21 protein-coding genes and 3 tRNA genes are annotated in these 22,748 nt (G+C 62.6%); 12 read left to right on the top strand and 12 right to left on the bottom strand.

The window, feature by feature from the left end; all coding sequences use genetic code 11:
* Positions 1-151: 151 nt before the first annotated feature.
* Positions 152-763, bottom strand: a complete 612-nt coding sequence (locus tag PJK54_RS03615) for a riboflavin synthase subunit alpha (protein ID WP_136938677.1) — start codon at positions 761-763, stop codon at positions 152-154.
* A 633-nt stretch (positions 764-1,396) separates the two neighbouring features.
* On the opposite strand from PJK54_RS03615, the gene PJK54_RS03610 reads away from it, so the two are divergent.
* The 5 genes from PJK54_RS03610 to PJK54_RS03590 all read left to right on the top strand — a co-directional run bounded on the left by PJK54_RS03610 (position 1,397) and on the right by PJK54_RS03590 (position 5,973).
* On the top strand, positions 1,397-2,440 hold the full coding sequence (locus PJK54_RS03610) for a methionine ABC transporter ATP-binding protein (RefSeq protein WP_077374589.1): 1,044 nt from the start codon (positions 1,397-1,399) through the stop codon (positions 2,438-2,440).
* Entirely contained in the window at positions 2,421-3,074 is a 654-nt protein-coding gene (locus PJK54_RS03605) for a methionine ABC transporter permease (RefSeq protein ID WP_077374591.1), read from the top strand. The genes PJK54_RS03610 and PJK54_RS03605 overlap by 20 nt, the downstream gene beginning before the upstream one ends.
* A 160-nt stretch (positions 3,075-3,234) precedes the next feature.
* Entirely contained in the window at positions 3,235-4,053 is an 819-nt protein-coding gene (locus PJK54_RS03600) for a MetQ/NlpA family ABC transporter substrate-binding protein (RefSeq protein WP_077375588.1), read from the top strand.
* Positions 4,054-4,257: 204 nt separating this feature from the next.
* On the top strand, positions 4,258-4,746 hold the full coding sequence (locus PJK54_RS03595; protein WP_077374593.1) for a GAF domain-containing protein: 489 nt from the start codon (positions 4,258-4,260) through the stop codon (positions 4,744-4,746).
* A 195-nt stretch (positions 4,747-4,941) separates the two neighbouring features.
* Positions 4,942-5,973 (top strand): alpha/beta hydrolase, encoded by a 1,032-nt coding sequence (locus PJK54_RS03590; protein WP_271302254.1) that lies wholly within the window; start codon positions 4,942-4,944, stop codon positions 5,971-5,973.
* Positions 5,974-6,063: 90 nt separating this feature from the next.
* Here the strand turns inward: PJK54_RS03590 and PJK54_RS03585 are convergent.
* The 7 genes from PJK54_RS03585 to glpT all read right to left on the bottom strand — a co-directional run bounded on the left by PJK54_RS03585 (position 6,064) and on the right by glpT (position 11,228).
* Positions 6,064-6,140: transfer RNA gene (locus tag PJK54_RS03585), tRNA-Val, on the bottom strand.
* 40 nt (positions 6,141-6,180) lie between these two features.
* Positions 6,181-6,257: transfer RNA gene (locus tag PJK54_RS03580), tRNA-Val, on the bottom strand.
* A 37-nt stretch (positions 6,258-6,294) separates the two neighbouring features.
* Positions 6,295-6,371, bottom strand: a tRNA-Val gene (locus PJK54_RS03575).
* A 286-nt stretch (positions 6,372-6,657) separates the two neighbouring features.
* Positions 6,658-7,380: an MIP/aquaporin family protein gene (locus PJK54_RS03570; protein ID WP_084208139.1), complete on the bottom strand. Its 723-nt coding sequence runs from the start codon at positions 7,378-7,380 to the stop codon at positions 6,658-6,660.
* Positions 7,381-7,578: 198 nt separating this feature from the next.
* Positions 7,579-8,301 carry an MIP/aquaporin family protein gene (locus PJK54_RS03565; protein WP_077374599.1) on the bottom strand — a complete coding sequence of 241 codons (723 nt, stop codon included), beginning with the start codon at positions 8,299-8,301 and terminating at the stop codon, positions 7,579-7,581.
* A 1-nt stretch (position 8,302) separates the two neighbouring features.
* A complete protein-coding gene (gene glpK / locus PJK54_RS03560; protein WP_271302253.1) occupies positions 8,303-9,796 on the bottom strand; it encodes a glycerol kinase GlpK in 1,494 nt (497 codons plus the stop codon).
* A gap of 88 nt (positions 9,797-9,884) precedes the next feature.
* Positions 9,885-11,228 carry a glycerol-3-phosphate transporter gene (gene glpT / locus PJK54_RS03555; RefSeq protein WP_077374603.1) on the bottom strand — a complete coding sequence of 448 codons (1,344 nt, stop codon included), beginning with the start codon at positions 11,226-11,228 and terminating at the stop codon, positions 9,885-9,887.
* Between the two features lie 420 nt (positions 11,229-11,648).
* On the opposite strand from glpT, the gene PJK54_RS03550 reads away from it, so the two are divergent.
* Positions 11,649-12,431: a DeoR/GlpR family transcriptional regulator gene (locus PJK54_RS03550; RefSeq protein WP_084208138.1), complete on the top strand. Its 783-nt coding sequence runs from the start codon at positions 11,649-11,651 to the stop codon at positions 12,429-12,431.
* A 57-nt stretch (positions 12,432-12,488) separates the two neighbouring features.
* Here the strand turns inward: PJK54_RS03550 and PJK54_RS03545 are convergent, their stop codons facing one another.
* Positions 12,489-12,896: a hypothetical protein gene (locus PJK54_RS03545; protein ID WP_271302252.1), complete on the bottom strand. Its 408-nt coding sequence runs from the start codon at positions 12,894-12,896 to the stop codon at positions 12,489-12,491.
* Positions 12,897-12,993: 97 nt separating this feature from the next.
* Here PJK54_RS03545 and glpD point away from each other — a divergent pair, with 97 nt between their 5' ends.
* Positions 12,994-14,496 (top strand): glycerol-3-phosphate dehydrogenase, encoded by a 1,503-nt coding sequence (glpD, locus tag PJK54_RS03540; RefSeq protein ID WP_271302251.1) that lies wholly within the window; start codon positions 12,994-12,996, stop codon positions 14,494-14,496.
* A 126-nt stretch (positions 14,497-14,622) separates the two neighbouring features.
* Here the strand turns inward: glpD and PJK54_RS03535 are convergent, their stop codons facing one another.
* Positions 14,623-16,020 (bottom strand): class II fumarate hydratase, encoded by a 1,398-nt coding sequence (locus tag PJK54_RS03535; protein WP_271302250.1) that lies wholly within the window; start codon positions 16,018-16,020, stop codon positions 14,623-14,625.
* Between the two features lie 440 nt (positions 16,021-16,460).
* Between PJK54_RS03535 and PJK54_RS03530 the strand changes: the two genes are divergently transcribed.
* Positions 16,461-17,729: an FUSC family protein gene (locus PJK54_RS03530; protein ID WP_191237483.1), complete on the top strand. Its 1,269-nt coding sequence runs from the start codon at positions 16,461-16,463 to the stop codon at positions 17,727-17,729.
* Complete coding sequence (nadB, locus tag PJK54_RS03525) at positions 17,726-19,459, top strand: L-aspartate oxidase (RefSeq protein WP_271302249.1); 1,734 nt, start codon at positions 17,726-17,728, stop codon at positions 19,457-19,459. Before PJK54_RS03530 ends, nadB begins: the two co-directional genes overlap by 4 nt.
* Here nadB and PJK54_RS03520 read toward each other — a convergent pair whose 3' ends face one another.
* Both PJK54_RS03520 and PJK54_RS03515 read right to left on the bottom strand, forming a co-directional pair.
* Positions 19,460-20,257: a hypothetical protein gene (locus tag PJK54_RS03520; RefSeq protein WP_271302248.1), complete on the bottom strand. Its 798-nt coding sequence runs from the start codon at positions 20,255-20,257 to the stop codon at positions 19,460-19,462.
* A complete protein-coding gene (locus PJK54_RS03515) occupies positions 20,217-20,492 on the bottom strand; it encodes an FAD assembly factor SdhE (protein ID WP_077374619.1) in 276 nt (91 codons plus the stop codon). The genes PJK54_RS03520 and PJK54_RS03515 overlap by 41 nt, the downstream gene beginning before the upstream one ends.
* 268 nt (positions 20,493-20,760) lie before the next feature.
* Between PJK54_RS03515 and PJK54_RS03510 the strand changes: the two genes are divergently transcribed.
* The 3 genes from PJK54_RS03510 to lapB all read left to right on the top strand — a co-directional run bounded on the left by PJK54_RS03510 (position 20,761) and on the right by lapB (position 22,661).
* Positions 20,761-21,057, top strand: coding sequence for an integration host factor subunit beta (locus PJK54_RS03510; RefSeq protein ID WP_077374621.1), 297 nt, complete (start codon positions 20,761-20,763; stop codon positions 21,055-21,057).
* 119 nt (positions 21,058-21,176) lie between these two features.
* Complete coding sequence (locus PJK54_RS03505; protein WP_077374623.1) at positions 21,177-21,482, top strand: lipopolysaccharide assembly protein LapA domain-containing protein; 306 nt, start codon at positions 21,177-21,179, stop codon at positions 21,480-21,482.
* Positions 21,483-22,661 carry a lipopolysaccharide assembly protein LapB gene (gene lapB / locus PJK54_RS03500; protein WP_084208132.1) on the top strand — a complete coding sequence of 393 codons (1,179 nt, stop codon included), beginning with the start codon at positions 21,483-21,485 and terminating at the stop codon, positions 22,659-22,661.
* The last annotated feature ends 87 nt before the right edge of the window (positions 22,662-22,748 follow it).

Below are 22,748 nucleotides of genomic sequence, written 5' to 3'. Positions count from 1 at the left end.
CACGATGCCCTGCCGGTGGCAGGGCATCGAAAGGCGCAACATGGTACCCAAAGGTCTGCAGCGAATCGAGCATTGCAGGCATATTTCCTGACCGGTCAGACGGGTTCTGGCGTCCTGCCAGCGAATTGACCCCGCAGGAAGCCTGCAAGCCTCATGCCAGCCGTGAGGCCATGACTCGCTCCACCGTCTCGACGATGGCCTGGGTCTGGGGGTCCACCTCGAGATTGACCCGATCCCCCACCGCGCGCTCACCCATCAGGGTGCGCTCCAGAGTTTCCGGTATCAGATTGACGCAGAAACGCGTGCCCTGGACCTCCCCGATGGTCAGACTGACACCGTCAAGTCCCACATAGCCCTTGTCGAACAGGAAACGCATCAGCTCAGCGGGAGCCTGGAACCAGATCCGGCGATTGTCAGCCGTGGCTTCAATGGCATCGAGGGTGACCATCGCCATGACGTGACCGGACATGGAGTGGCCACCGATTTCATCCCCGAAGCGCGCTGCCCGCTCGATGTTGACCCGACTGCCCACCTTGAGCTCGCCGAGGTTGGTCAGTCGCAGTGTCTCACGCATCAGATCGAAACTGGCCAGCTGACCCTCGAGTGCCGTCACGGTCAGGCAGCAACCGTTGTGCGCCACTGACGCCCCAGTTTCCAGCCCCTGCTCCAACCCCTGCGGCAACCGGACCTGATGGGTACGAAACTCCGGACGCTCTTCAATGGCGACCACTTCCGCCATGCCTTGCACGATACCGGTGAACATGCGCTTCCTTATCCTTGCACTGCTTCCCGCAGAGCGGGAACCCATGAATATGATGACAGGCCATGACACCCGGGCACTGATGACACCACGAGATCCGACATGCCGATGGGAAATCCTAGCATGTCGGACTCGATGCCGGCAGCCATCACGCCTCCTTCACGCCTCCTTCACGCCATCGAGCGAAGAGAAGATGAGCAGGCCTGCTGTCAAGGGTTGGCCTTGCGCCACGGGGCTGGCAAGGCGTCCTGCGTGTAAGACATCTCTGACAGCGAGTATCGGCAAATTGCCATATCGAACGCCAGTTCGGATAAACCGTCAACGCCAGACCAAAGTCGTTGACACCCCGAGGGTGACTGATAGAATGCGCCTCAAATCTGTTTGGCGCCGATTTGTACCCGGATTGCGGGCGCCCACTTCGAGAGTCTGTCTCCCGGGGTGCAAGTTCTGCTAAAAGGGTGTGTCCAGCGTTGATGGCCACCCATCTTGGGTGGTCTTTTTTTCCTCTCTGGATCACTCTCCTCTTGCCAGGCGTGCCTTGCCCTTCTCAGCGCAGTGCACGACACACGCAGAACAGGCGGCTTGCCGCAGACCTTCGCCCGCATTCCGGTTGGTGCCTTAACCATTCGGACCCCCATGATCACACTCAAGAACGTCTCCAAGACTTACGGCAGTGGTGACAAGGCCGTGGTCGCGCTCAAGGATGCCAGTCTCACGGTTCCCCAGGGCGCCATTACCGGTGTCATCGGCCTGTCCGGTGCCGGAAAATCGACCCTGATTCGCTGCGTCAATCTGCTCGAACGCCCCACCGAGGGCAGTGTCGTGGTCGATGGTCAGGAGCTGACCGCACTCGACGACAGCGCCCTGCGTCGTGCTCGCCACCAGATCGGCATGATCTTCCAGCACTTCAACCTGCTGTCCTCGCGCACCGTCTTCGCCAACGTGGCCCTGCCGCTGGAACTGGCCGGAATCTCCAAGGCCGAGATCAGCCAGCGCGTCGAGCCACTGCTGGAACTGACCGGCCTGAGCGACAAGGCAAGCCAATATCCTGCCCAGCTGTCCGGCGGACAGAAGCAGCGCGTCGCCATCGCTCGCGCACTCGCCAGCCGCCCCAAGGTGCTGCTGTGCGATGAAGCCACCTCGGCGCTCGATCCCCAGACCACTGCCTCCATTCTCGAGCTGCTCAAGGACATCAATGCCAAGCTGGGCCTGACCATCCTGCTGATCACCCATGAAATGGAAGTGGTCAAGAGCATCTGTGATCAGGTCGCATTGATCAGCGGCGGCGAGCTGGTGGAAGTGGCAGCGGTCGGCGACTTCTTCACCGCCCCGCAGACCCGCCTGGGCCGCGAATTCCTCAATGAATTCCTGGAACTCGAACCGCCGCGCGCACTGGTCGAGCGCCTGGAGGCGACTCCCGGCCCGCACACCCATCCGGTGGTCCGTCTGGCCTTCAGTGGCGACGCCGTCTCCACGCCGCTGATCTCGCGCCTTGCGCGTGAGTGTCAGGTGGACGTCAGCATCCTGCAGGCCAAGGTGGAATCCATTCAGGACCGCACCCTGGGCCTGATGATCGCCGAACTGATGGGCGACAGCGCCCAGACCCAGCAGGCGCTGGACTATCTCGAATCCCACGATCTGAAAGTGGAGGTGCTCGGCCATGTCACCCGCACTGCTTGAACTCGTCCTGTCTTCCACCCTCGAGACCCTCTACATGGTCGCGGTGGCAGGCCTGATCTCCGCGGCACTCGGCATTCCGCTGGGCGTGGCACTCTACACCTCGCGCCCGGGCCAGATTCTCGCGCGCCCGGTGCTCAACAGCGTGCTGAGCATCATCACCAACATCGGCCGCTCGGTGCCCTTCATCATTTTGATGGTGGCGATCATCCCGCTGACGCGCCTGATCGCCGGCAGCTCGATCGGCACCAATGCCGCCATCGTGCCGCTGACCATCGCCTCGATTCCCTTCGTCGCCCGTCTGATCGAAGGCGCCTTGAATGAAGTCGGCCCGGGGCTGGTCGAGGCCGCTCAGGCCATGGGTGCCACGCCGATGCAGATCATCACCAAGGTCCTGCTGCCGGAAGCACGCGGCGGCATCATCAATGGTCTGACCATCACCGTGGTCACCTTGATCAGCTATTCCGCCATGGCCGGTACCGTCGGTGGCGGCGGCCTGGGGGATCTCGGCATCCGCTACGGCTACAACCGCTTCGACCCGATGGTGATGCTGGTGACCGTGGTCATCCTCGTCGTCATGGTGCAAGGCTTTCAGAGCCTGGGCGACCATCTGGTGCGCAAGTCGAACCACAAGTAAGCCTCGCTCCGTGAGCGGTGACTGATCCACCAGTGGCGATCGATCTACAAATCACATGGCTTTCGGTATCGTGACGGCTCATCACAATGAGCCGTCACTCATAACATCCCGCGGACCCCGCCGGTCACGTCGGATCACAAGGAGAACATCGATGCGCAACATGCTGACCACGCTTTCTTCCCCGCTGCGCCTTGCCGGTGCTGCCACCCTGCTCGGCGCCACCCTGCTGGCAGGCTGCGGCAACGACGCGTCCGACGAGAACACCCTCAAGATGGGTACCGTCGCAGGTCCGGAAACCGAGGTGATGAAGGTCGCGGCCGAGATCGCCAAGGAAAAGTACGACCTGAACGTCGAGATCACCGAGTTCACCGACTACGTGTCTCCCAACGCCGCTCTGGCCGATGGCTCGCTGGATGCCAACGCCTACCAGCACCAGCCGTACATGGAATCCATGGTGCGTGAGCGCGGCTACAAGTTCGCCAGCGCCGGCAAGACCTTCGTGTACCCGATCGGTGCCTATTCCGAGAAGTACGAAGACATCAGCGAACTGCCGGACGGCGCGACCATCGCACTGCCGAACGACCCGTCCAACGAAGGCCGCTCCCTGATCCTGATGCACGACCTGGGCATGATCGAGCTGACCGACAAGGACAACCTCGAAGCGACCCCGATCGACGTCGCCAAGAACCCGCATGACTATCAGTTCAAGGAAATCGAGGCTGCCCAGCTGCCGCGCATCCTGCCGGACGTCGACCTGGCCTTCATCAACAACACCTTCGCTCAGCCGGCTGGCCTGAAACCGGAAGACGCGCTGATCCGTGAAGGCGCCGAGTCCCCGTACGTCAACCTGATCGTCGTGCGCCAGGGCGATGAAGACAGCGAGAAGGTGCAGAAGCTGGTCAAGGCCTACCAGACACCGGAAGTCGAAGCCAAGGCCGAAGAGCTGTTCAAGGGCGCTGCGGTACCGGGCTGGAAATAAGCCTTCGAGCGCAAGCTGACAGCCGCATGACGCAAAGCGCCGACCCTGAGGTCGGCGCTTTTGCATCTGATTGATGAATCCCCCCATCACGTCCAGATGCCGACGCGGCGCAAGAGCGCGCGCGCAGGGCGTGCTTGAAACAGGCGACCCGCGACCGCATCCCTGCGTCACCGGCATCAACCCGCCATCCACTCAGGAGCCAACATGGCCACTCGTCCCGACTACTCACTGCTGGCCCGCCAGCTGGACGCCACGCTCGACACTCGCGACTGGCTGACCAACGCCTCCCAGACGGCTGCCTTCATCAACATGACGGTGGCGGACCTCAACTGGGCAGGCTTCTATGTGCAACGTCAGCCGCAGATCCTGCACCTGGGACCGTTCCAGGGCCAGCCGGCCTGCCACCCGATCCCCTTCACCAAGGGCGTGTGTGGCGCTGCCGCGACCCAGCGCACCACTCAGCGCATCGCGGATGTGCATGCCTTCCCGGGCCATATCGCCTGTGACGCCGCGTCGCGCAGCGAGCTGGTCATCCCCGTTCTCATCGAGCAGAACGGCCAGCAAGTGCTGTGGGGCGTGCTGGACCTGGATAGCCCCAGCCCCGAGCGCTTCGATGAAGAGGATCAAGCCGGCATCGAACGCCTGGTCGAGATCTTCATCGCCTCCAGCGATTTCGACAGCGTGCCCGCCTGATACGCCCATCAGGTGCTGACATCATGTCCTGCCGCCCGCCATGCCTCCTGCATGGCGGGCGGTCTGCGTTGCGGCGGGTCAGGCCTTTCTTGCATAGCCCTCACACAGCCCCTTGCAAAGCCCCTTGCACAGCCCCTTGCACAGCCCCTGGCGAGATGACACGTTAAGAGTTCTCTGACCCGACAGGAGCAGAACATGTCATCCCAGTCAACATCACATGACGCGTCTTCCTCAGCGCCTTCCTCATCTTCATCGACCGCTCATCCTGCCCCGCATGCGCAAGGCTCTCTCCAGAATCACGATGACGCCCACGCAGGGCTCGAGCAGGTCATCGCGCATCTCGAACGCCTCAAGGCCTTCACGGCACGTACCGGCAATGATCTGGGCGCCAAGCGCACCCTGCTGGAAGGCTACTTCGCCGCCGATGCCAGCATTCTCGACACCGGCGTGACGCCACGCCTCGAGATGCTGCCGGGAGGAAACGGCGAGCGCCTCTGTGAGGTATTGCCCGCACCAGACGGCGCACCGACACCTGCGCGTCGCCTGCTGTACGTGCATGGGGGTAGCTGGATCGCCGGCTCCCCCGCCGGTCATCGCCCGCTGGCCAGCCGCCTGGGCCGCGCGGCGCGCGCCGAGACCTACACGCTGGATTATCGCCTCGCCCCTGAGGCGCCCTTCCCGGCAGGCCTGGAAGACGTATTGGCCGCATGGCACTGGCTGTGCCGCGAGTTTCCGGATGACCACCTGCTGCTGGCCGGAGACAGCGCGGGCGGCAACCTCACGCTCTCGGCCCTCAACGCGCTCAAATCCAGAGGTGAACGCCTGCCGGACGCGGTGATCGCCTTCTCGCCCGCCACCGACCTCAGCTGGGGCAGCGCCTCGCTGTCGCGCAAGGCCGAGGTGGACCCGATCCTCGACCCCAATCTGCTGCCCTTCGTGAGCATGGCCTATGTGCAGGACGGTACCGACATGAGCGATCCACGCATCTCGCCGCTGGAGGGGAATCTGTTTGACCTGCCACCGACGCTGATCCAATGCGGCGAGGCGGAAATCCTGCTCGATGACAGTCGTCGCTACGCCGCGCAGGCACAGGATTGCGGCTCACCTGTCACGCTCAGCCTGTGGCCGGACATGCCGCATGTGTTCGTCGGCTTCGCACCGCTGCTCAGCGCTGCCAACGCCGCCCTCAAGGAAGCCGGTGACTTCCTCGACACCACGCTTGCCTGACAGCACGGCCAGCGCCAGCGCTTCTCGACAGGCGTGTCTGACGCGCACACGAAAACGCCCGACTCGATGAGCCGGGCGTTTTCTGGAATCTGGTAGGACCAGGCGGATTTGAACCGCCGACCTCCACGATGTCAACGTGGCGCTCTAACCAACTGAGCTATGGTCCTGGATGAGGCTGATGGATCACTGTCACTTGAAGTTTCTGCTTGGTAGGACCAGGCGGATTTGAACCGCCGACCTCCACGATGTCAACGTGGCGCTCTAACCAACTGAGCTATGGTCCTGTATCAAGTGGCGCGATGTTGCCATCGATGCCGATGCTGGTAGGACCAGGCGGATTTGAACCGCCGACCTCCACGATGTCAACGTGGCGCTCTAACCAACTGAGCTATGGTCCTGTGTCAGCAGCTGAATGAGGGAAGCGTTTGTGGTGCGAAGCGCTTTGCCCTGTCAGCGAGGACGTATTCTACTTATCTTCCGTTTTGATGCAACCCCCTGATGATAAAAAAATTTCTCGCCTGAGTAGCATCGCGATACTCGCCGTATGCGCCTTCTTTCAGGCGTCTCACCGGGGTCACCGATCCTCCCCCGAGAACGCGCGAGGCGGTGCCAGCCCATGCCGGCACCGCCTCACTTCTTTACGCCCTCAGCGCCGCGCAAGCGACATCACAAGGCAACGGGGCGTCAAAACAATACCCATCGCAGTCCCGCGGCCACAGCCGCCCCCAGCAAGGGGCCGGCGATCGGCACCCAGGCATACCCCCAGTCAGAACTGCCCTTGCCCGGAATCGGCAGAAGCCAATGCGCGACACGTGGCGCAAGATCGCGCGCCGGGTTCATCGCATTGCCGGTCGGGCCACCCAGTGACAGACCGATGGCCCATACCAGCGCCCCGATGAGATACGGCAATACCCGGTCAGTGATCAGCTCGCTGTTGACCATGCTGCCGATCGCGAAGACGAGTACCACCGTCGCGATCGCCTCACTGACGACATTCGCCAATCGGGAATCGACTGCCGGATCGGTACAGAAGACCGCACGCTTGCGCAGCGGGTCACGGGTCACCTTCCAGTGGGGGTAATACGCCGCCCACACCAGCACGGCCCCGGTGAAGCATCCCAGCATCTCCGCCAGCATCATCCTGGCCACCTCGAGCACGCTTGCATGCACGCCCAGCAGATACTTGGCGAGGGTGACCGCTGGATTGAGATCTCCGTAGGGAGAGCCTGTCGAGGTCGACACCAGCACCCCGACCATCACCGCAAAGCCCCAGCCGGCATTGATCATCAACCAGCTGGACCCGGCTCCCTTGGTCTTGCGCAGCATCGCATTGGCGACGACCCCGCCGCCCAGCAGGATCATGAGCGTGGTACCCAGAAATTCGCCCGTCATGACGTCAGTCCACATGCCAGATGACCTCCGTCACTTGTCCCCATCCACCACCCACTGTGTCTTCCAGCCCCGAGAGAGGTTGCGGCATCGCTCCCCCAGACAGGAATGTCGGCACACGGGCACAAAGACTTCGCCCCGTCGAGTGACGGGGCGAAGGAGGCGTTACATTGCCACAGCTGACGAGGTGGCTCCAGCCACTTGCGACAGAAGGGCTTACAGCAGCAGATTCCACATGCTGGCCGCGATCAATGCCCCCGCCAGCGGGCCGGCGATGGGCACCCAGGCATATCCCCACCCGGAGGCACCCTTGCCATGGATCGGCAGCAGCGAGTGCGCGATGCGAGGACCAAGATCACGTGCCGGATTGATGGCATAGCCCGTGGCGCCACCCAGCGACAGACCGATGGCCCACACCAGCATGCCGACCAGATATGGCAGCAGGCCGGCACTGATCTTGCCGGAGCCGACGATGGCGCCGATACCGAAGATCAGCACCACGGTGCCGATCACCTCACTGAGCATGTTGCCCAACCGGCACTCGACCGCGGGGTCAGTACAGAACACCGCACGCTTGAGGCCAGCATCGCCGGTACGCTTCCAATGCGGCAGATAGGCCAGCCACACCATCACCGCACCGGCGAAGCAGCCCAGCATCTGGGCGATGACATGACGCGCCACATCGATGAGGGTGGCATGCACCCCGAGCAGGTACTTGGCGAGGGTCACCGCCGGATTGAGGTCCGCCTGGGGCGAGCCGGTGGAAACGGCCACGAACACGCCGATCATCACCGCAAATCCCCAGCCGGTGGTGATCACGATCCACCCGGAGCCGTTGCCCTTGGTATCCGCGAGTACCACGTTGGCGACCACACCGCCGCCGAAGAGGATCAGGAACAGGCAACCGAGAAACTCGCCCGTCATGACGTCAGTCCACATGTCAGTGACCTCCGTCGCTCTTCACTCGCTCGACGGCTTCCAGCCAACCGGCATAGAGGCGCTCACGCTGCTCTTCCGCCATCTCCGGCGCGAAGGTGCGCTCGCAGTGCCACAGCTCGCTGATCTCCTCCAGGCTTTCATACCAACCGATATGCAGGCCGGCCAGATACGCCACACCCAGCGCCGTGGTTTCCAGCACGCGCGGGCGATCCACCTTCACGCCCAGCATGTCGGAGAGGAACTGCATCACCCAGTTGTTGCTGACCATGCCGCCATCCACGCGCAGATTCGCGCAATTGATGGTGACGTCATCCAGCATGCACTCCTGCAGATCTCGGGTCTGATAGCACACCGATTGCAGGCCGGCCGCGACGATGTCGGTGATGCCAGTACCTCGGGTCAGCCCCAGGATCGCGCCGCGTGCCTGCGGGTCCCAGTGTGGCGCTCCCAGGCCGGTGAAGGCCGGCACCATGTAGACGCCGTGGTCGGCGCTGGCCGCACGTGCCAGCGGCTCGGTCTCGGAGGCATCGGAGAACAGCTTCAGGCCATCACGCAGCCACTGCACGGTGGCGCCGGCCACGAAGATGCTGCCTTCCATGGCGAAGGTCGGCTTGCCGTTGAGGCGATAACCGACGGTGGTGAGCAGACGGTTCCTGGACAGCTCCATCTTCTCGCCGGTGTTCATGATCATGAAGCAGCCCGTGCCATAGGTGCTCTTGCTCATGCCCGGCGTGAAACAGGCCTGCCCGACCAGCGCCGCCTGCTGATCGCCTGCCACGCCACGGATCGGCATTGCCGCCCCGAACAGCTGCGGATCGGTGGTGCCGAAATCATCACTGGAATCCAGCACTTCCGGCAGCAGGCATTCCGGGATGCCGAACAGCGCCAGCAGCTCGCTGTCCCAGCACTGATCAACGATGTTGAACAGGCAGGTGCGCGAGGCATTGGTGGCATCGGTCACGTGACGGGCCCCACCGGTCAGCTTCCAGATCAGATAGCTGTCGACGGTTCCGAAGGCCAGTTCGCCCTGCTCGGCGCGCGCACGCACGCCTTCGACGTTCTCGAGAATCCAGCGCAGCTTGGTCGCGGAGAAGTACGGGTCGATCAGCAGGCCGGTCTTACGCTGAATCATCTCGCCATGGCCGGCATCGGAAAGCTCACGGCAGTACTCGTGGGTCCGGCGGTCCTGCCAGACGATGGCGTTGTAGACCGGTACGCCGGTCTTGCGATCCCAGACGATCGTGGTCTCACGCTGGTTGGTGATCCCGATGGCCGCGACCTGCTCGGCGCCGATATTGGTATTGATCAGCGCCTGATGCACGGTGCGCTTCACCGATCCCCAGATATCATCGACGTGATGCTCGACCCAGCCGCTGTTCGGAAAGTGTTGCGCAAATTCTTCTTGTGCCAGTCCGGTCACCGCGCCTTCACGATCGAAGAGGATGGCGCGCGAGCTGGTGGTTCCCTGGTCAATGGACAGAATGTGGTTGGTCATCGTCAATATCTCCCGGTAGTCCGTTACAAGATGGCCCGCCCATGCCACGCTCAGCGGGCCATTTGAATGATCATGTTTCCGCTGGGAATCAGCTGGCGGTGCGTGCCGACATGCGAGCGCTCTCGAAGATCGTCAATGACAACAGGACGACCGCCATCACGCACGAGCCAATCAACAACATGAAACCACCATCCCATCCATAGGCATCTACCGTATAGCCTACCAAGGCACTGGCAGCGACAGAGCCGCCCAAGTAACCGAACAGGCCGGTGAAGCCAGCCGCGGTCCCTGCCGCCTTCTTGGGTACCAGCTCAAGCGCCTGCAGACCGATCAGCATGACCGGGCCATAGATCAGGAAGCCGATGGCGACCAGACACAGCATGTCGATTCCCGGATTACCGGCAGGATTCAACCAATAGACAGTGGTGAAGACGGCGACCAGCGCCATGAAACACACCCCTGTCGCACCGCGGTTGCCCCGGAACAGCTTGTCGGACAACCAACCACACAGCAGCGTGCCGGGAATACCGGCCCACTCATACAGGAAATACGCCCAGGAGGACTTGTCGACGCTGAAGCTCTTGGCTTCCTGCAGGTAGGTCGGCGCCCAGTCGAGGACCCCGTAACGCAGCAGATACACGAAGACATTCGCCAGCGCGATGTACCAGAGCATGCGATTCTTGAACACGTACTTGACCAGGATCTCCCGCGTGGAGAATTCCTGCTCGTGGCTTTCATCGTATCCCGGCGGGTAGTCATTCTTGTGCTTCTCGATGGGAGGCAAGCCACAGCTCTGCGGCGTGTCTCGCATGGTCAGCAGGGCGAAGATCGCCACGAAGACGGCCAGCGCGGCGGGCACATAGAACGCGGACTGCCAGTCGTTGAACCAGGCCATGCCAAGAATGAACAGCGGACCGACAAGACCGCCGCCAACGTTATGGGCCACGTTCCACACCGAGACAATCTGGCCACGCTCGCTCTGTGACCACCAGTGCACCATGGTGCGACCGCAGGGCGGCCATCCCATGCCCTGCACCCACCCATTGAGGAACAGCAGCACGAACATGATGCCGATGCTGGAGGTTGCCCAGTCAGTGAAACCGAACAGGAACATGATGCCGGCAGACATCAGAAGACCGGCAGGAAGGAAGTAGCGCGGGTTGGAGCGGTCAGAGACAGCCCCCATCACGAACTTGGAGATGCCATAGGCGATCGACACGCCGGCAAAGGCCAGACCAAGATCACCACGGGAATAGCCCTGCTCCACCAGGGAAGGCATGGCCAGGGAGAAGTTCTTGCGTACCAGATAGTAGCCGGCATAGCCTAGAAAGATACCGAGAAAGATCTGCCATCTCAGTCGCTTATAGGTGTCGTCTACCTTGGCGTCGTGAAGCGGTGTGGCGTGCACCGCGGATTTGAATAAACCGTACATTCTGCTGCTCGCTCCTGATTTTACGACACCGACCTCTACACGGGCATAGCGACGCCTTGACAGACGCGCTTGGTGTTCGAATGCGAAAGTACAGGCTTCACATCGGTGTCACAATGCGAAAAGCACCGATATTCGCTAGACCTTTGTCTACACGAGCATGACAATCCTTGCTATTCAGTAAGTTATGCATGATTTCGTATAACTTCAACGGCTTGCACCCACCAGGTCAATCAGTGCTACCACTGGCGTCACCGCGAGCATGTATCAAAAAGAACATCAAACGAACATTCTGGATGGCACACCGCCCCGCCTCACCATCTACGGGGCACCTGGTCGAGCAGCAACCGCACGCAGGATCACGTTGCCTGCGCGACGGTTCAGAGCAGACGTCTTTTCACCGGACATGAGCAAGAGGACAGGATGATGCAGTCCAAGCGCCACCGCGCCATCGTCGAACTGATCACGCGTCAGGGCTATGCCTCCATCGAGCAGCTGGCGAGTCACTTCAAGGTCACGCCGCAGACCATTCGCCGTGACCTCAACCAGCTCTCGGAAGCCGGTGCCCTAAAGCGTGTCCATGGGGGGGCGGGACTTGAATCCAGCACGGTGAACACTGCCTACAGCACGCGCAAGACCCTGAACCTGGAAGCCAAGCGGCGCATCGCTCGCACCCTGGCCAACGAGATACCGGATCACGCCTCGCTGTTCATCAACATCGGCACCAGCAATGAGATGGTCGCCGAGGCGCTGTGTGATCATCACGGACTGGAAGTCATCACCAACAACCTCAACGTGGCAGCCATCCTCCAGCACAAGGAGGATTTCAATGTCATCGTCGCCGGTGGCATGGTGCGCTCTCGCGATGGCGGCATCATCGGCGAGGCCACCATCGACTTCATCAATCAGTTCAAGGTGGATTACGGCATCATCGGCATCAGCGGCATCGATGAAGATGGCTCGCTGCTGGAGTTCGACTATCAGGAAGTGCGTGTCGCCCAGGCGATCATCCACAACTCGCGCCAGGTATTCCTGATCGCGGATCACTCCAAGTTCCAGCGCAATGCCGTGGTGCGTCAGGGCAACCTGAGCCAACTGGATGCGCTGTTCACGGATATCCAGCCTCCGGAAAACATTCTGAGACTGATGCACCAGCATGAAGTGGCCTTGCATGTTGCGGTATCCGACGAGGCCGGGAACGCCTGATCCACGGCGCAGAGCGCCCAGCCACGCGGAACGCCTGTCGTCTCGCCACCTCCTTCCTCATCGTTGAGTCATTTCCCACGTCAAGCCGTGCGTCATGCCGTGGCGTGGGTCGCCGCTGTTCCTCTCTTCTTCTCTTCTTCTCTTCTTCTCTTTTTCTCTTCTTCTAGCCTGCTCCTCCTCGGCTCTCTTCTCATCCTCCTGCTCAGCAAGCTCCCCTTGCATCGGGCATCTCGCCTTGCGGTGCGCCGGCAGGCTGCAGAAAAGCCCGTCGGCCAGTGCCCCGAGCGCATGGGCGAAGAGGCAGATCTTCATCCGACTGTCATATCCCGCATCGACACTGTGAAAAATGTTCAGGCAGGACAACAGGTTGAACATGGTGCAATGCCGGGTCGCTTGTTCGAGCCCATTATGCGCACTTTCGAAAATCGATATGCCACAAGAATCACCTTGATGTTCGACTTTCACTAAGCTATGTTCACTTTCGAAACTTATCACGCGCACCGAACCGGTGCCGCCCCATCTCGATCTCCCCGGTAGCGCCGGGCACGTGCAGGAGCAGCCCATGTCCCGCGACAACGACGCACTTATCGACCTCTTCATCATCGGCGGTGGCATCAATGGTGCCGGTATCGCCAATGACGCCAGCGGGCGCGGCCTGAGCGTGGCACTGTGCGAGCAGAATGATCTGGCCAGCGCCACCTCTTCCGCCAGCAGCAAGCTGATCCATGGCGGCCTGCGCTACCTGGAACACTACGAGTTCCGGCTGGTACGTGAAGCCCTGCAGGAGCGTGAAGTGCTGCTCAAGAAGGCACCGCACATCATCTGGCCCCTGCGCTTCATCCTGCCGCACCAGCCACATCTTCGTCCGGCCTGGATGATCCGTGCCGGCCTGTTCCTGTATGACCACATCGGCAAGCGCGAGACCCTGCCAGCCTCCAAGGGGCTCAAGTTCGGTGAGCAGAGCCCCTTGGTCAGCGAGATCACCCAGGGCTTCGAATATTCCGACTGCTGGGTGGATGATGCGCGTCTGGTCATCACCAACGCGCTTCAAGCTCAGGAGCAAGGCGCGGAGATCATGACGCGCACTCGCTGCGTCGGGGCACGCGACGTGAACGGACATTGGGAGCTGACGCTGGAGAACATCGACAGCGGTGAGACCTTCACCCGCCACGCCCGCACATTGGTGAATGCCGCCGGGCCATGGGTGGAGTCCTTCATCAAGGGTGCCACCGAGCGCACGCCGCGCTACGGCATCCGCATGATCCAGGGTAGCCACCTGATCGTGCCGCGCCTCAATACCGATGATCGCGCCTTCATCCTGCAGAACAAGGACAAGCGCATCGTCTTCGTGCTGCCCTATCAGGAAGACTTCAGCCTGGTCGGCACCACGGACGTGCGCTACAAGGGCGACCCCTCCGAGGTGGCCTGCTCCAGCGATGAAACCGACTACATGCTCGAGGTGGTCAACCATCACTTCAAGCGCAAGCTGAGCCGCGATGACGTCATCTCCTCCTTCTCCGGCGTACGCCCGCTGTGCGATGACGAGTCAGCCGACCCGTCAGCGATGACCCGCGACTACACCTTGCACCTGGATGACAGCGGCGCGCCGATGCTGTCCATCTTCGGTGGCAAGATCACCACCTATCGCAAGCTGGCCGAATCCGCGCTGGAAGATCTGAAGCCACTGCTGCCCAACATGGGTGAGCCGTGGACCCACGAGAAGGCCTTGCCGGGGGGAGACATCGAGAGCCGCGCGGCCTTCACTCGCCAGCTGGTCCGCGACTTCCCGTTCCTGGGAGAGGCTCGCGCCAGACGCCTGGCTTCCAGCTATGGCAGCCTGTGCCTGCACTTCCTCGAGGGCAAGAAGAGCGAAGCCGAGCTTGGCGAAGACTTCGGTGCCGGCCTGAGCGCCGCCGAGATCGATTACCTGGTCGAGCGTGAGTGGGCACATGAGGTACAGGATGTGGTGTGGCGGCGTACCAAGCTGACCCTGCGCCTGAGCGATGAGCAGAAGGCCCGCATCGGTGAGTACCTCAAGGAACGCCTGATGGCGCACGCCGCCTGACGCATCGCTGATTCACCTGCATGCGACATCAGAAAGCCCGCCCTCCTGACTGGAGGGCGGGCTTTCTGTTTCTTGCCTGCTGTCTCTTGCCTGCTGACGCTTGCTGTCAGCCTTGCGGGGGCACGCTTACTGGATGCCGCCCTCGGTCAGCTTGGCCGGGTCCAGCAGGCGCTCCAGCGTCTCACGGTCGAGATCCGTCTCCTCCTCGGCCACCTCGAGGATCGGCCGGCCGGCCTGATAGGCCACCTTGGCGATACGCGCGGCCTCGTTGTAACCGATCACCGGATTGAGTGCCGTGACCAGAATCGGGTTCCTGGCCAGCGGCGCTTCGATGTTGTCCTGCCGCACCGTGAAGGTGGCAATGGCCTTGTCCGCCAGCAGGCGGCTGACATTGGCGCTCAGCGTGATCGAGGACAGCAGATTGTTGGCGATCAACGGCAGCATGACATTGAGCTGGAAGTTGCCGCTCTGACCGGCGATGCCGATGGTGGCATCGTTGCCCATCACCTGGGCAGCCACCTGGGCGGCGGCTTCCGGAATCACCGGATTGACCTTGCCCGGCATGATGGAGCTGCCCGGCTGCAAGGCCTCAAGCTCGATCTCGCCCAGCCCGGCCAGCGGCCCGGAGTTCATCCAGCGCAGGTCATTGCTGATCTTCATCATCGCCACGGCGTAGGTCCGCAGGTGACCGGAAAGTTCGACCGCGGAATCCTGACAAGACAGCGCCGCGAAGAAGCTGTCGGCCGGACGGAAGGCGTGCCCGGTCTGAAGCGATAGGCGCTTGGCCATGCGTTCGGCAAACTCGGGATGCGCGTTGATGCCACTGCCGACGGCCGTGCCACCCTGGGCGAGACGCTCGAGACGCGGCAGCGACTCCTCGATGCGCTCGATGGCCTGTGCCACCTGGGATTGCCATGCCCCCAGCTCCTGGCTCAGACGAATCGGCATCGCGTCCATCAGGTGAGTGCGGCCGGTCTTGACGACATCATCGACCTCCGCCGCCTTGCTCGCGATCACGTCATGCAGATGACGCAGCGCAGGCAGCAAGGTATCGGTGACGGCAATGACCGCCGACAGGTGAATCGCCGTCGGGATGACATCGTTGCTGGACTGCCCCATGTTGACGTGATCATTGGCGCCGACCTTGAGGTCGCTGTTCTCGCTTTCCAGCTGGGCATTGGCCAATTGCGTCAGCACTTCATTGACGTTCATGTTGGTCGAGGTGCCGGAACCGGTCTGGAAGACATCGACCGGGAACTGATCCGCATGCTCGCCATCGATGATCTGGCGCGCCGCCTTGACGATGGCACCGGCACGCGCCTCATCCAGCAACTCGAGGTCGAGATTGACCTCTGCCGCGGCAAGCTTGATGCGCGCCACCGCCTGGATGAACGGTGCCGGCAAAGGCTGGCCGCTGACCGGGAAGTTGTCCACCGCACGCTGGGTCTGCGCCCCGTAGAGTGCACTGACCGGCACCTCGAGTTCGCCCATGCTGTCCTGTTCGCGACGGGTCTGGCTGCTCATGCAATGACTCCCTGTGATGACACCAGGCAGCGGCTCGTGTGACTGGCGCTGCCGGTAGGCGTGAATGGATTGCCCCCATGATCACGTGGGGCCTTGGGGGAATCCAATCAAGCCACTTGATGGTAGTGATTATCAATAACAATCATCAGATTTCCGCGTTGCCCTTCACGAGCCGCCACTAACCTGCTGATGACAACGTGATTCTGGCATGCCAAGCGCTGTGACGAGCTCGTGGGGGTCGGTTACACTGTGCGGCGATTCGGTGGTCCGCCGCGCCCTGCCTGCGCCGGTGCACGGCGGCATCGCTCACGACATCCTCTTCCATTCTCTGTCGACGGAATCTCCTGGCACCCGATGTCCACTTCTCTGCTGCTGATGCCCGCCATGTCTGCGACCCGCCTGCTCACTCCCGGTCTTGTCATTCGCGAGGGGGAATCGGCATGAACTGGCTATCGCACAATCCCTACTTCACCTATCTGCACCGTCAGCGCCTGCATATCCTGCGGGTCACCGTCGCCCTGACGCTCTGTTTCAGCATCATCGAGCTGTTCGATCTGCCGCACAGCTCCTGGGCACTGGTCAGCACCGTGATGGTGATGGGCAATCTGCCCCACGTCGGCGGCGTGCTTGACAAGGGCTCGCAGCGCCTGCTCGGCACGCTGCTGGGGGGACTCTGGGGCCTGATCCTGATACTGGTCGCGGACCCGCTGCCCGGCGTGGTGCCCATCTGGAGCATGGTCGGCATCGCGCTGGCGCTCAATGCCACCTTCAGCAATCGCTATGGCTACAGCTCGCTGCTGTTCTGCGTCACCCTGCTGATGGTGGTGGGCGATGGCAATCATGATCTCGGTATCGCCCTGTGGCGCGTCTTCAACGTGGTACTGGGCACCTTGATCAGTATCGTGGTCAGCCTGGTCCTGCTGCCCCAGAAGGCGACGGATGTCTTCCGCTTCCTGCTGGCCGACAACCTCGACAAGCTGGCGCGGCTCTACCACAACCACACCAATGCAGAGCGTTCCAGCATCGAGGAAACGCTCAATCTGGTGCGCGCCACCTCCGCCCAGCTGGTCAAGCAGCGTGGACTGGTGGATGCCGTGGTGCGTGAGGGCCGGATCCAGCGCGGTGATATCGAGGAGATCCTGTCGTTCGAGCGGCGCATGATCTCGACCATCGAGCTGCTGCAGGAAACCCACTGGAACACGCGAGAAGGTCATGAGTTCATCGAAGGACTCGAGGGCCTGCGCGATGCCCAGCACCGACTGGCTCGTGCCCTCGGCACGCTGGCCTTCCAGGTGCGTACCGGCCAGCACATCGAGCTGACGGTCACCCCGTTCGACCTGCAGCGCTATGCCGAGGTACGCAATGTCGAGAGCCGCAAAGGACGTGCCCTGTTCAGTCCGGCAGGCTATCTGTGGCTGAATCGTGAACTCGCGCGCCTGACGGAAGCCCTCGGGGAGCGGCTGTCCCTGCTGGAACGTCTGCCCAGCGAGCGCCTGCAACGGCGCCTGCCGGGCCATGGCCTGATCAGTGATGCCCGCCGGATCTTCCTGCCGGAGGACCCGACCCCGGGCGAGACAGCCGTCCCCAAGGACTCTGACAGCGACGGCATGCCCCCGACACCCGAGGCGAAGTCACCTGACACCCGGGATGACGCCCATTCCCGCTCGCCCGCCGCCACGCCCGGTGACACGCCAAGGAAAGACGCATGAGCACAGCGCATGACATCACTGCCACCAGTGACCACGATGTCCTGATCGTGGGCGGCGGTGCGGCCGGCCTGACCCTTGCGCTCAGCCTGGCCAATCAGCCGTCATCCGCGTCGCGCTCGCGCCGCGTGACGCTGCTGCGTCCGGCGCGGGAGGCCCAGGGCGCCAGCCGCTGGGCTCAGGGCGGCATCGCGGCGGTACTGGCCCCGGAGGATGACGTGGAATCGCATGTCGCCGATACGCTGATCGCGGGGGACGGCCTGTGCAACGAGCGAGCGGTGCGCTTTACCGTCGGACATTCCCGCGAGGCCATCGAGTGGTTGATCGGGCTTGGCGTCCCCTTCACGCCAGCCGAAGCCGATGCCAGCTATCCCTATCACCTCACCCAGGAAGGCGGCCACGGCCGGCGACGCATCATCCATGCGGCCGACGCCACGGGGCGGGCGCTGCTGGATACGCTCAGTCAGCATGTCGAGTCACATCCTGCCATCGAGGTGCTCGATGACCTGCTCGCCGTGGACATCGAGGTGAAGGGGGCCCAGGTCGCGGGACTGCGGGTCATCGATGGCACCGGCCAGCAACGCTTGCTGACGGTGCGCGATCTGGTATTGGCCACGGGAGGTGCCAGCGGCCTGTTTGCGCATGCCACCAGCCCCAGCGCCAGCGTCGGGGATGGCATGGCGATGGCCGTGCGTGCCGGTGCCAGCCTGATGAATCTGGAGTTCCAGCAGTTTCACCCTACCTGTCTGTACGACCCGGCCGGAACACCGTTCCTGATCTCGGAAGCCGTGCGCGGCGAAGGTGGCCTGTTGAAGCGCCCCGATGGCCATCGCTTCATGCTGGATCACGACCCTCGCCTGGAGCTGGCACCACGCGACGTGGTGGCGCGCGCCATCCTCGCCGAGATGCGCGCTCACGGGCTGGATCACGTCCATCTCGATATCAGTGCGCTGGGATCCGCGGCCATCCATCATCACTTCCCGACCATTCTGGCGCATTGCCGGGAGCGTGGCATCGACATCACCCGAGCCCCGATTCCCGTGGTACCGGCAGCACATTACAGCTGCGGCGGAATCGCCACCGAATTGAATGGCGCGAGTGATCTGGCAGGACTGTGGGCCATCGGCGAAGTGGCCTGTACAGGGCTTCACGGGGCCAATCGCATGGCCAGCAACTCATTGCTGGAATGCCTGGTGCAGGCGCGCGCCTGCGGCGAGGCGCTCACCGAGGGCGAATCGGCGCCCGACACCTGGCCAGTGGCGCAGGCGCTCACAACGAGCATGCTGCCTGAACGAGGACAGCTGCCTCCCCGTCAGCAGGCACTATTGACTCAGCTGAAAGACAGACATGCGCTCTGGCAGCACGTGATGTGCCTGGAGAATCGCGAAGCGGATGAGTGGCTCACGGCGTTGCGGCGCCTGATGAGCCTGCAGGCGGGCATCGAGCGTAGCCAGCAGGGACTGGAAGCGGCACTGGATCAGATGGCGGCCTGGCTGGCCTGTGAGCCCCCTCATTCGTCAGAGCGCGCTCATTCCTCTGAACTCTCCCGGCAAGGCAGGCACTCAGGGGCCAGCGCAGGTGTCACTCACCTGGCCCTGTATCAGGCGCTGACTCTGGCGCCGCTGTTGTTGATCAGCGCTCACCAACGTCATGAATCACGCGGGCTCCACTTCGTGCGCGATTACCCCATGCCGGCACCGCGCGCGCGTGACAGCGTGATTCACCTCAGATGATCATTGGCGGCGATCAGTCGCGATACGGGCCATCAGCGGCTCGATGGCAGGCGGCTGTCGTGGCATGTCGTGGGCGAGAGGTGGCCACAGCAGCCACAGTCGCAGCCGATGCAGCTGGGCTGGAGGTACGCTGTCTGGCCATAGCCACAGAGTACGTGAGCGCTCACCGGGGCACGTGAGGCGCAGGCCCACCAGTCGCGGCGAACACCACAGGCGCGTGACGCCGACTCGCTGCCAGCCACCGGAGTTCGCGTCCGCCCACCACCAGCAAAGGCGCATCTCGGGGTGCCGCCTGCGCGTCTCGTCGAGTGATGCCGGTGAGCGAGGACTTTCCTCTTCGGCTTCGTCGTGCGCCAGTTCGCCCTCCTCACCTCCCTCACCTGTCTCTGTCTCTGCCTCTGGCATGGCGGCCAGCCCCGAGCGCTCCGCCCTTTCCCCCACGGGCTCCGCCCCGAGCGCCAGCCACCATACCTCCCGATGCCGGTCACGGCGATGCCACCACCACCAGGCTTCCACCCCCTGCAAGACCCCGCCTGTGGTCAGCATGGCCATGACGGCCGAATGGATGTTCAAAGGCGGCATCATGCCCCAGAAAGCACAATGCTCCGCCTCGAAAGGCAGAGCATCATGGGTGCGGCAGGCCCACCAGGCATCCAGGCCGGAAGGTCCTGCCAGGCGAGCGAACAGCCACGTCATCAGCACGAGGCTGCACGCCAGCAGTATCAGGCGCAGAATCGCCTGAGCATGCAGGGCCTGTTCAGAGGCCCTTGAACTGATCGCGTTCGCCATGTTCTGCATTGGCGATCACCATGTCGATCAGGCGCTGATAGTCCTCATTGCCACACGGATCCCGCTTCATCAGCCACACGAAGAGATCCTGATCCTCTTCCGCGAGCAGTTCCACGTAGAGGGCCTTGTCCTGCTCACTCAACGCATCGAAGCGCTGCTCGAGAAAAGGCAACAGCAGCAGATCGAGTTCCCACATGCCGCGGCGGGAGTGCCAGTGAAGGCGCTTGCGAATCATCTCATCCATTGCCCGAACCTCAGTCGTCACATCAATGCCGGCAGTATACCCGAGGGGGAGTCTGGCAGCATCCGTTGACCCTTTGCCACGACAGGAATTGGCAATCCATGTCGTGATGGGCAATGATGTTCGTAGTGCGTTGTTTTCTCAGGATTTGCCCATTATGCTGAGGAGATAACAATCACAAGGATGCGGGGGTCCGTCAGACGACAAGAGGTCATCTGACAGCCGCATCACGATCACCCTTCCCGCAAGGGTGCAGGCATGGAGAGATCCGATGACCAAGTCCGAGCTGATCGAACAGATAGCCATGCGACAGCCTGAGTTGTCGCTCAAGGATGTAGAAGCCGCCGTTCGCATCATCCTCGATGATGTCACTGATGCGCTGGCCCACGGGGGGCGCGTGGAGATTCGCGGGTTCGGCAGCTTCTCGCTGCACTACCGTGAGCCGCGTCTGGGACGCAACCCGAAGACCGGAGAGCCCGTCCAGCTGGACGGCAAGTTCGTCCCGCACTTCAAACCGGGCAAGGAACTGCGCGAACAGGTCGATGCCAGCCGCGCGCTCGGCTACTGAGCCCACAAGGCATCGGCCTGGCCTCAGGCCGCACGGCTGACGTCGAGACTCACGGCTTGCCCGGTGATACACTCGCCAGGCGATGATTCACGACTGCATTTCATGACAAGGAAACCGTTATGCGCTGGCTAAAAGGTCTCGTTCTGGCCGTGATCCTGCTGATCGTTCTGCTGGTCGGCATCCTGTTTGCCGTTCACAACCAGCAAACCGTGCCTCTCGACCTCATCTGGCTCGAGCTGCCGGCTGCCTCACTTTCCATGTGGCTGCTGTTTTCACTGGCCATCGGCGTCGTGCTCGGCATGATCGCCATGACCGGCATGTATCTGCGCCTGCGCACGCTGTTGACCCGCGCGCAGCGCCGCAACCAGCAGCAACGCAAGGAACTGGACCAGCTGCGCATCCAGGAGATCAAGGAAGTGGCATAAATGCCTGACCTGATACTGCTGGGACTGCTGATGGCCGCCATTGCCATCGGGTTCTGGCTGGGGCGACGTGATCGTCGCCCCACTACGCAAACTCCCGCCCCTGCCACCTTGTCCCGCGACTATTTCGTTGGCCTCAATCATCTGCTCAACGAGCAGCCTGATCGCGCCATCGAAACCTTCGTACAGGCCTTGGAAGTCAACAGCGACACGGTCGATACCCACATCGCGCTGGGTAACCTGTACCGCAGTCGCGGGGAGGTCGACCGCGCCGTCAAGATCCACCAGAATCTGCTGGCACGCCCGGCCCTCGACAGCGAGCAGGGCGAACGCGTACAGCTGGAACTGGCCCGCGACTTCATGCGCAGCGGTGTCTACGACCGCGCCGAGAAGCTGCTGGAAACCCTCCTCAAGCAGGCCCAGCACGATGACCATCGTCGCGCTGGCCGACGCCTCCTGATCGACCTGCTCGAGCGTGAGCGAGAATGGGAGGCTGCCCTCGAGGTCGCGCACCCCATCCTGCGTCAGGAAGGTGGCATCCGACGCGCCGCCGCCCACTGGCACTGCGAACTGGCGGCCCTCGATATCCTCGAAGGCAGTCAGGCGGTGGCGCGCAAGCGCCTCAAGCAGGCACTCTCCACGGATGAGAAGTGTGTGCGCGCCAACTGGATGCTGGCCGAGATCGAATACGAGCATGCCAACTACAAGCAGAGCATTCGCCTGCTGCAGCGCATTCCGCGTCAGGACACCGGTTTCACTCCCATCATTCTCGAACCGCTCGGCAAGGCATTCCACATGCTGGACGACGAAAGCGGACTGGTGCGCTATCTGCAGCAGGAAGTCGAGCGCGGCCCCTATACCACCACGGTGGTCAGTCTCGCCCAGTTGATCGAGCGCCGGGAAGGGGTCGAGGCCGCTGTCAGCTTCGCCAGCGAGCAATTGCATCGCCACCCCAGCCTGCGGGGCGTCGACTATCTGCTCGACCTGTACCTGCTGGATGCCGATGAGCGCGAGACCCAGCGCTTCAGCCTGCTCAAGCGCCATACCCAGCAGCTGATCGAGGCACGCCCTCGCCATCGCTGCCACCGCTGCGGATTCGAGGCCTCGATGCTGCTGTGGCAATGCCCGAAATGTCGCCACTGGGGTACCGTCAAGCCGATCACCGGACTGGAAGGCGAATGAGCCCCCGCATTCCGTGACTCGCTCATCTGGACCAGCCCGTCAGCTCAGCCCGTCAGCACAAGCACGTCAGACCAAGTGCGCCCGAGC

This window comes from Cobetia sp. MMG027 (assembly GCF_027947415.1).
Lineage (GTDB): Bacteria > Pseudomonadota > Gammaproteobacteria > Pseudomonadales > Halomonadaceae > Cobetia > Cobetia marina.
This window is presented reverse-complemented; position numbering and strand designations above follow the sequence as displayed.

Excerpts from the sequence above, each read along its gene's own strand:
- PJK54_RS03510 (WP_077374621.1), top strand. The coding sequence starts at position 20,761 with ATGACCAAGTCCGAGCTGATCGAACAGATAGCCATGCGACAGCCTGAG.
- PJK54_RS03535 (WP_271302250.1), bottom strand. The coding sequence starts at position 16,020 with ATGAGCAGCCAGACCCGTCGCGAACAGGACAGCATGGGCGAACTCGAG.
- glpK (WP_271302253.1), bottom strand. The coding sequence starts at position 9,796 with ATGACCAACCACATTCTGTCCATTGACCAGGGAACCACCAGCTCGCGC.
- PJK54_RS03570 (WP_084208139.1), bottom strand. The coding sequence starts at position 7,380 with ATGTGGACTGACGTCATGACGGGCGAATTTCTGGGTACCACGCTCATG.
- PJK54_RS03515 (WP_077374619.1), bottom strand. The coding sequence starts at position 20,492 with ATGGATGAGATGATTCGCAAGCGCCTTCACTGGCACTCCCGCCGCGGC.
- PJK54_RS03600 (WP_077375588.1), top strand. The coding sequence starts at position 3,235 with ATGCTGACCACGCTTTCTTCCCCGCTGCGCCTTGCCGGTGCTGCCACC.
- glpD (WP_271302251.1), top strand. The coding sequence starts at position 12,994 with ATGTCCCGCGACAACGACGCACTTATCGACCTCTTCATCATCGGCGGT.
- PJK54_RS03530 (WP_191237483.1), top strand. The coding sequence starts at position 16,461 with ATGAACTGGCTATCGCACAATCCCTACTTCACCTATCTGCACCGTCAG.
- PJK54_RS03565 (WP_077374599.1), bottom strand. The coding sequence starts at position 8,301 with ATGTGGACTGACGTCATGACGGGCGAGTTTCTCGGTTGCCTGTTCCTG.
- nadB (WP_271302249.1), top strand. The coding sequence starts at position 17,726 with ATGAGCACAGCGCATGACATCACTGCCACCAGTGACCACGATGTCCTG.
- PJK54_RS03605 (WP_077374591.1), top strand. The coding sequence starts at position 2,421 with ATGTCACCCGCACTGCTTGAACTCGTCCTGTCTTCCACCCTCGAGACC.
- PJK54_RS03520 (WP_271302248.1), bottom strand. The coding sequence starts at position 20,257 with ATGCAGAACATGGCGAACGCGATCAGTTCAAGGGCCTCTGAACAGGCC.
- PJK54_RS03590 (WP_271302254.1), top strand. The coding sequence starts at position 4,942 with ATGTCATCCCAGTCAACATCACATGACGCGTCTTCCTCAGCGCCTTCC.
- PJK54_RS03595 (WP_077374593.1), top strand. The coding sequence starts at position 4,258 with ATGGCCACTCGTCCCGACTACTCACTGCTGGCCCGCCAGCTGGACGCC.
- glpT (WP_077374603.1), bottom strand. The coding sequence starts at position 11,228 with ATGTACGGTTTATTCAAATCCGCGGTGCACGCCACACCGCTTCACGAC.
- PJK54_RS03610 (WP_077374589.1), top strand. The coding sequence starts at position 1,397 with ATGATCACACTCAAGAACGTCTCCAAGACTTACGGCAGTGGTGACAAG.
- lapB (WP_084208132.1), top strand. The coding sequence starts at position 21,483 with ATGCCTGACCTGATACTGCTGGGACTGCTGATGGCCGCCATTGCCATC.
- PJK54_RS03550 (WP_084208138.1), top strand. The coding sequence starts at position 11,649 with ATGATGCAGTCCAAGCGCCACCGCGCCATCGTCGAACTGATCACGCGT.
- PJK54_RS03505 (WP_077374623.1), top strand. The coding sequence starts at position 21,177 with ATGCGCTGGCTAAAAGGTCTCGTTCTGGCCGTGATCCTGCTGATCGTT.
- PJK54_RS03615 (WP_136938677.1), bottom strand. The coding sequence starts at position 763 with ATGTTCACCGGTATCGTGCAAGGCATGGCGGAAGTGGTCGCCATTGAA.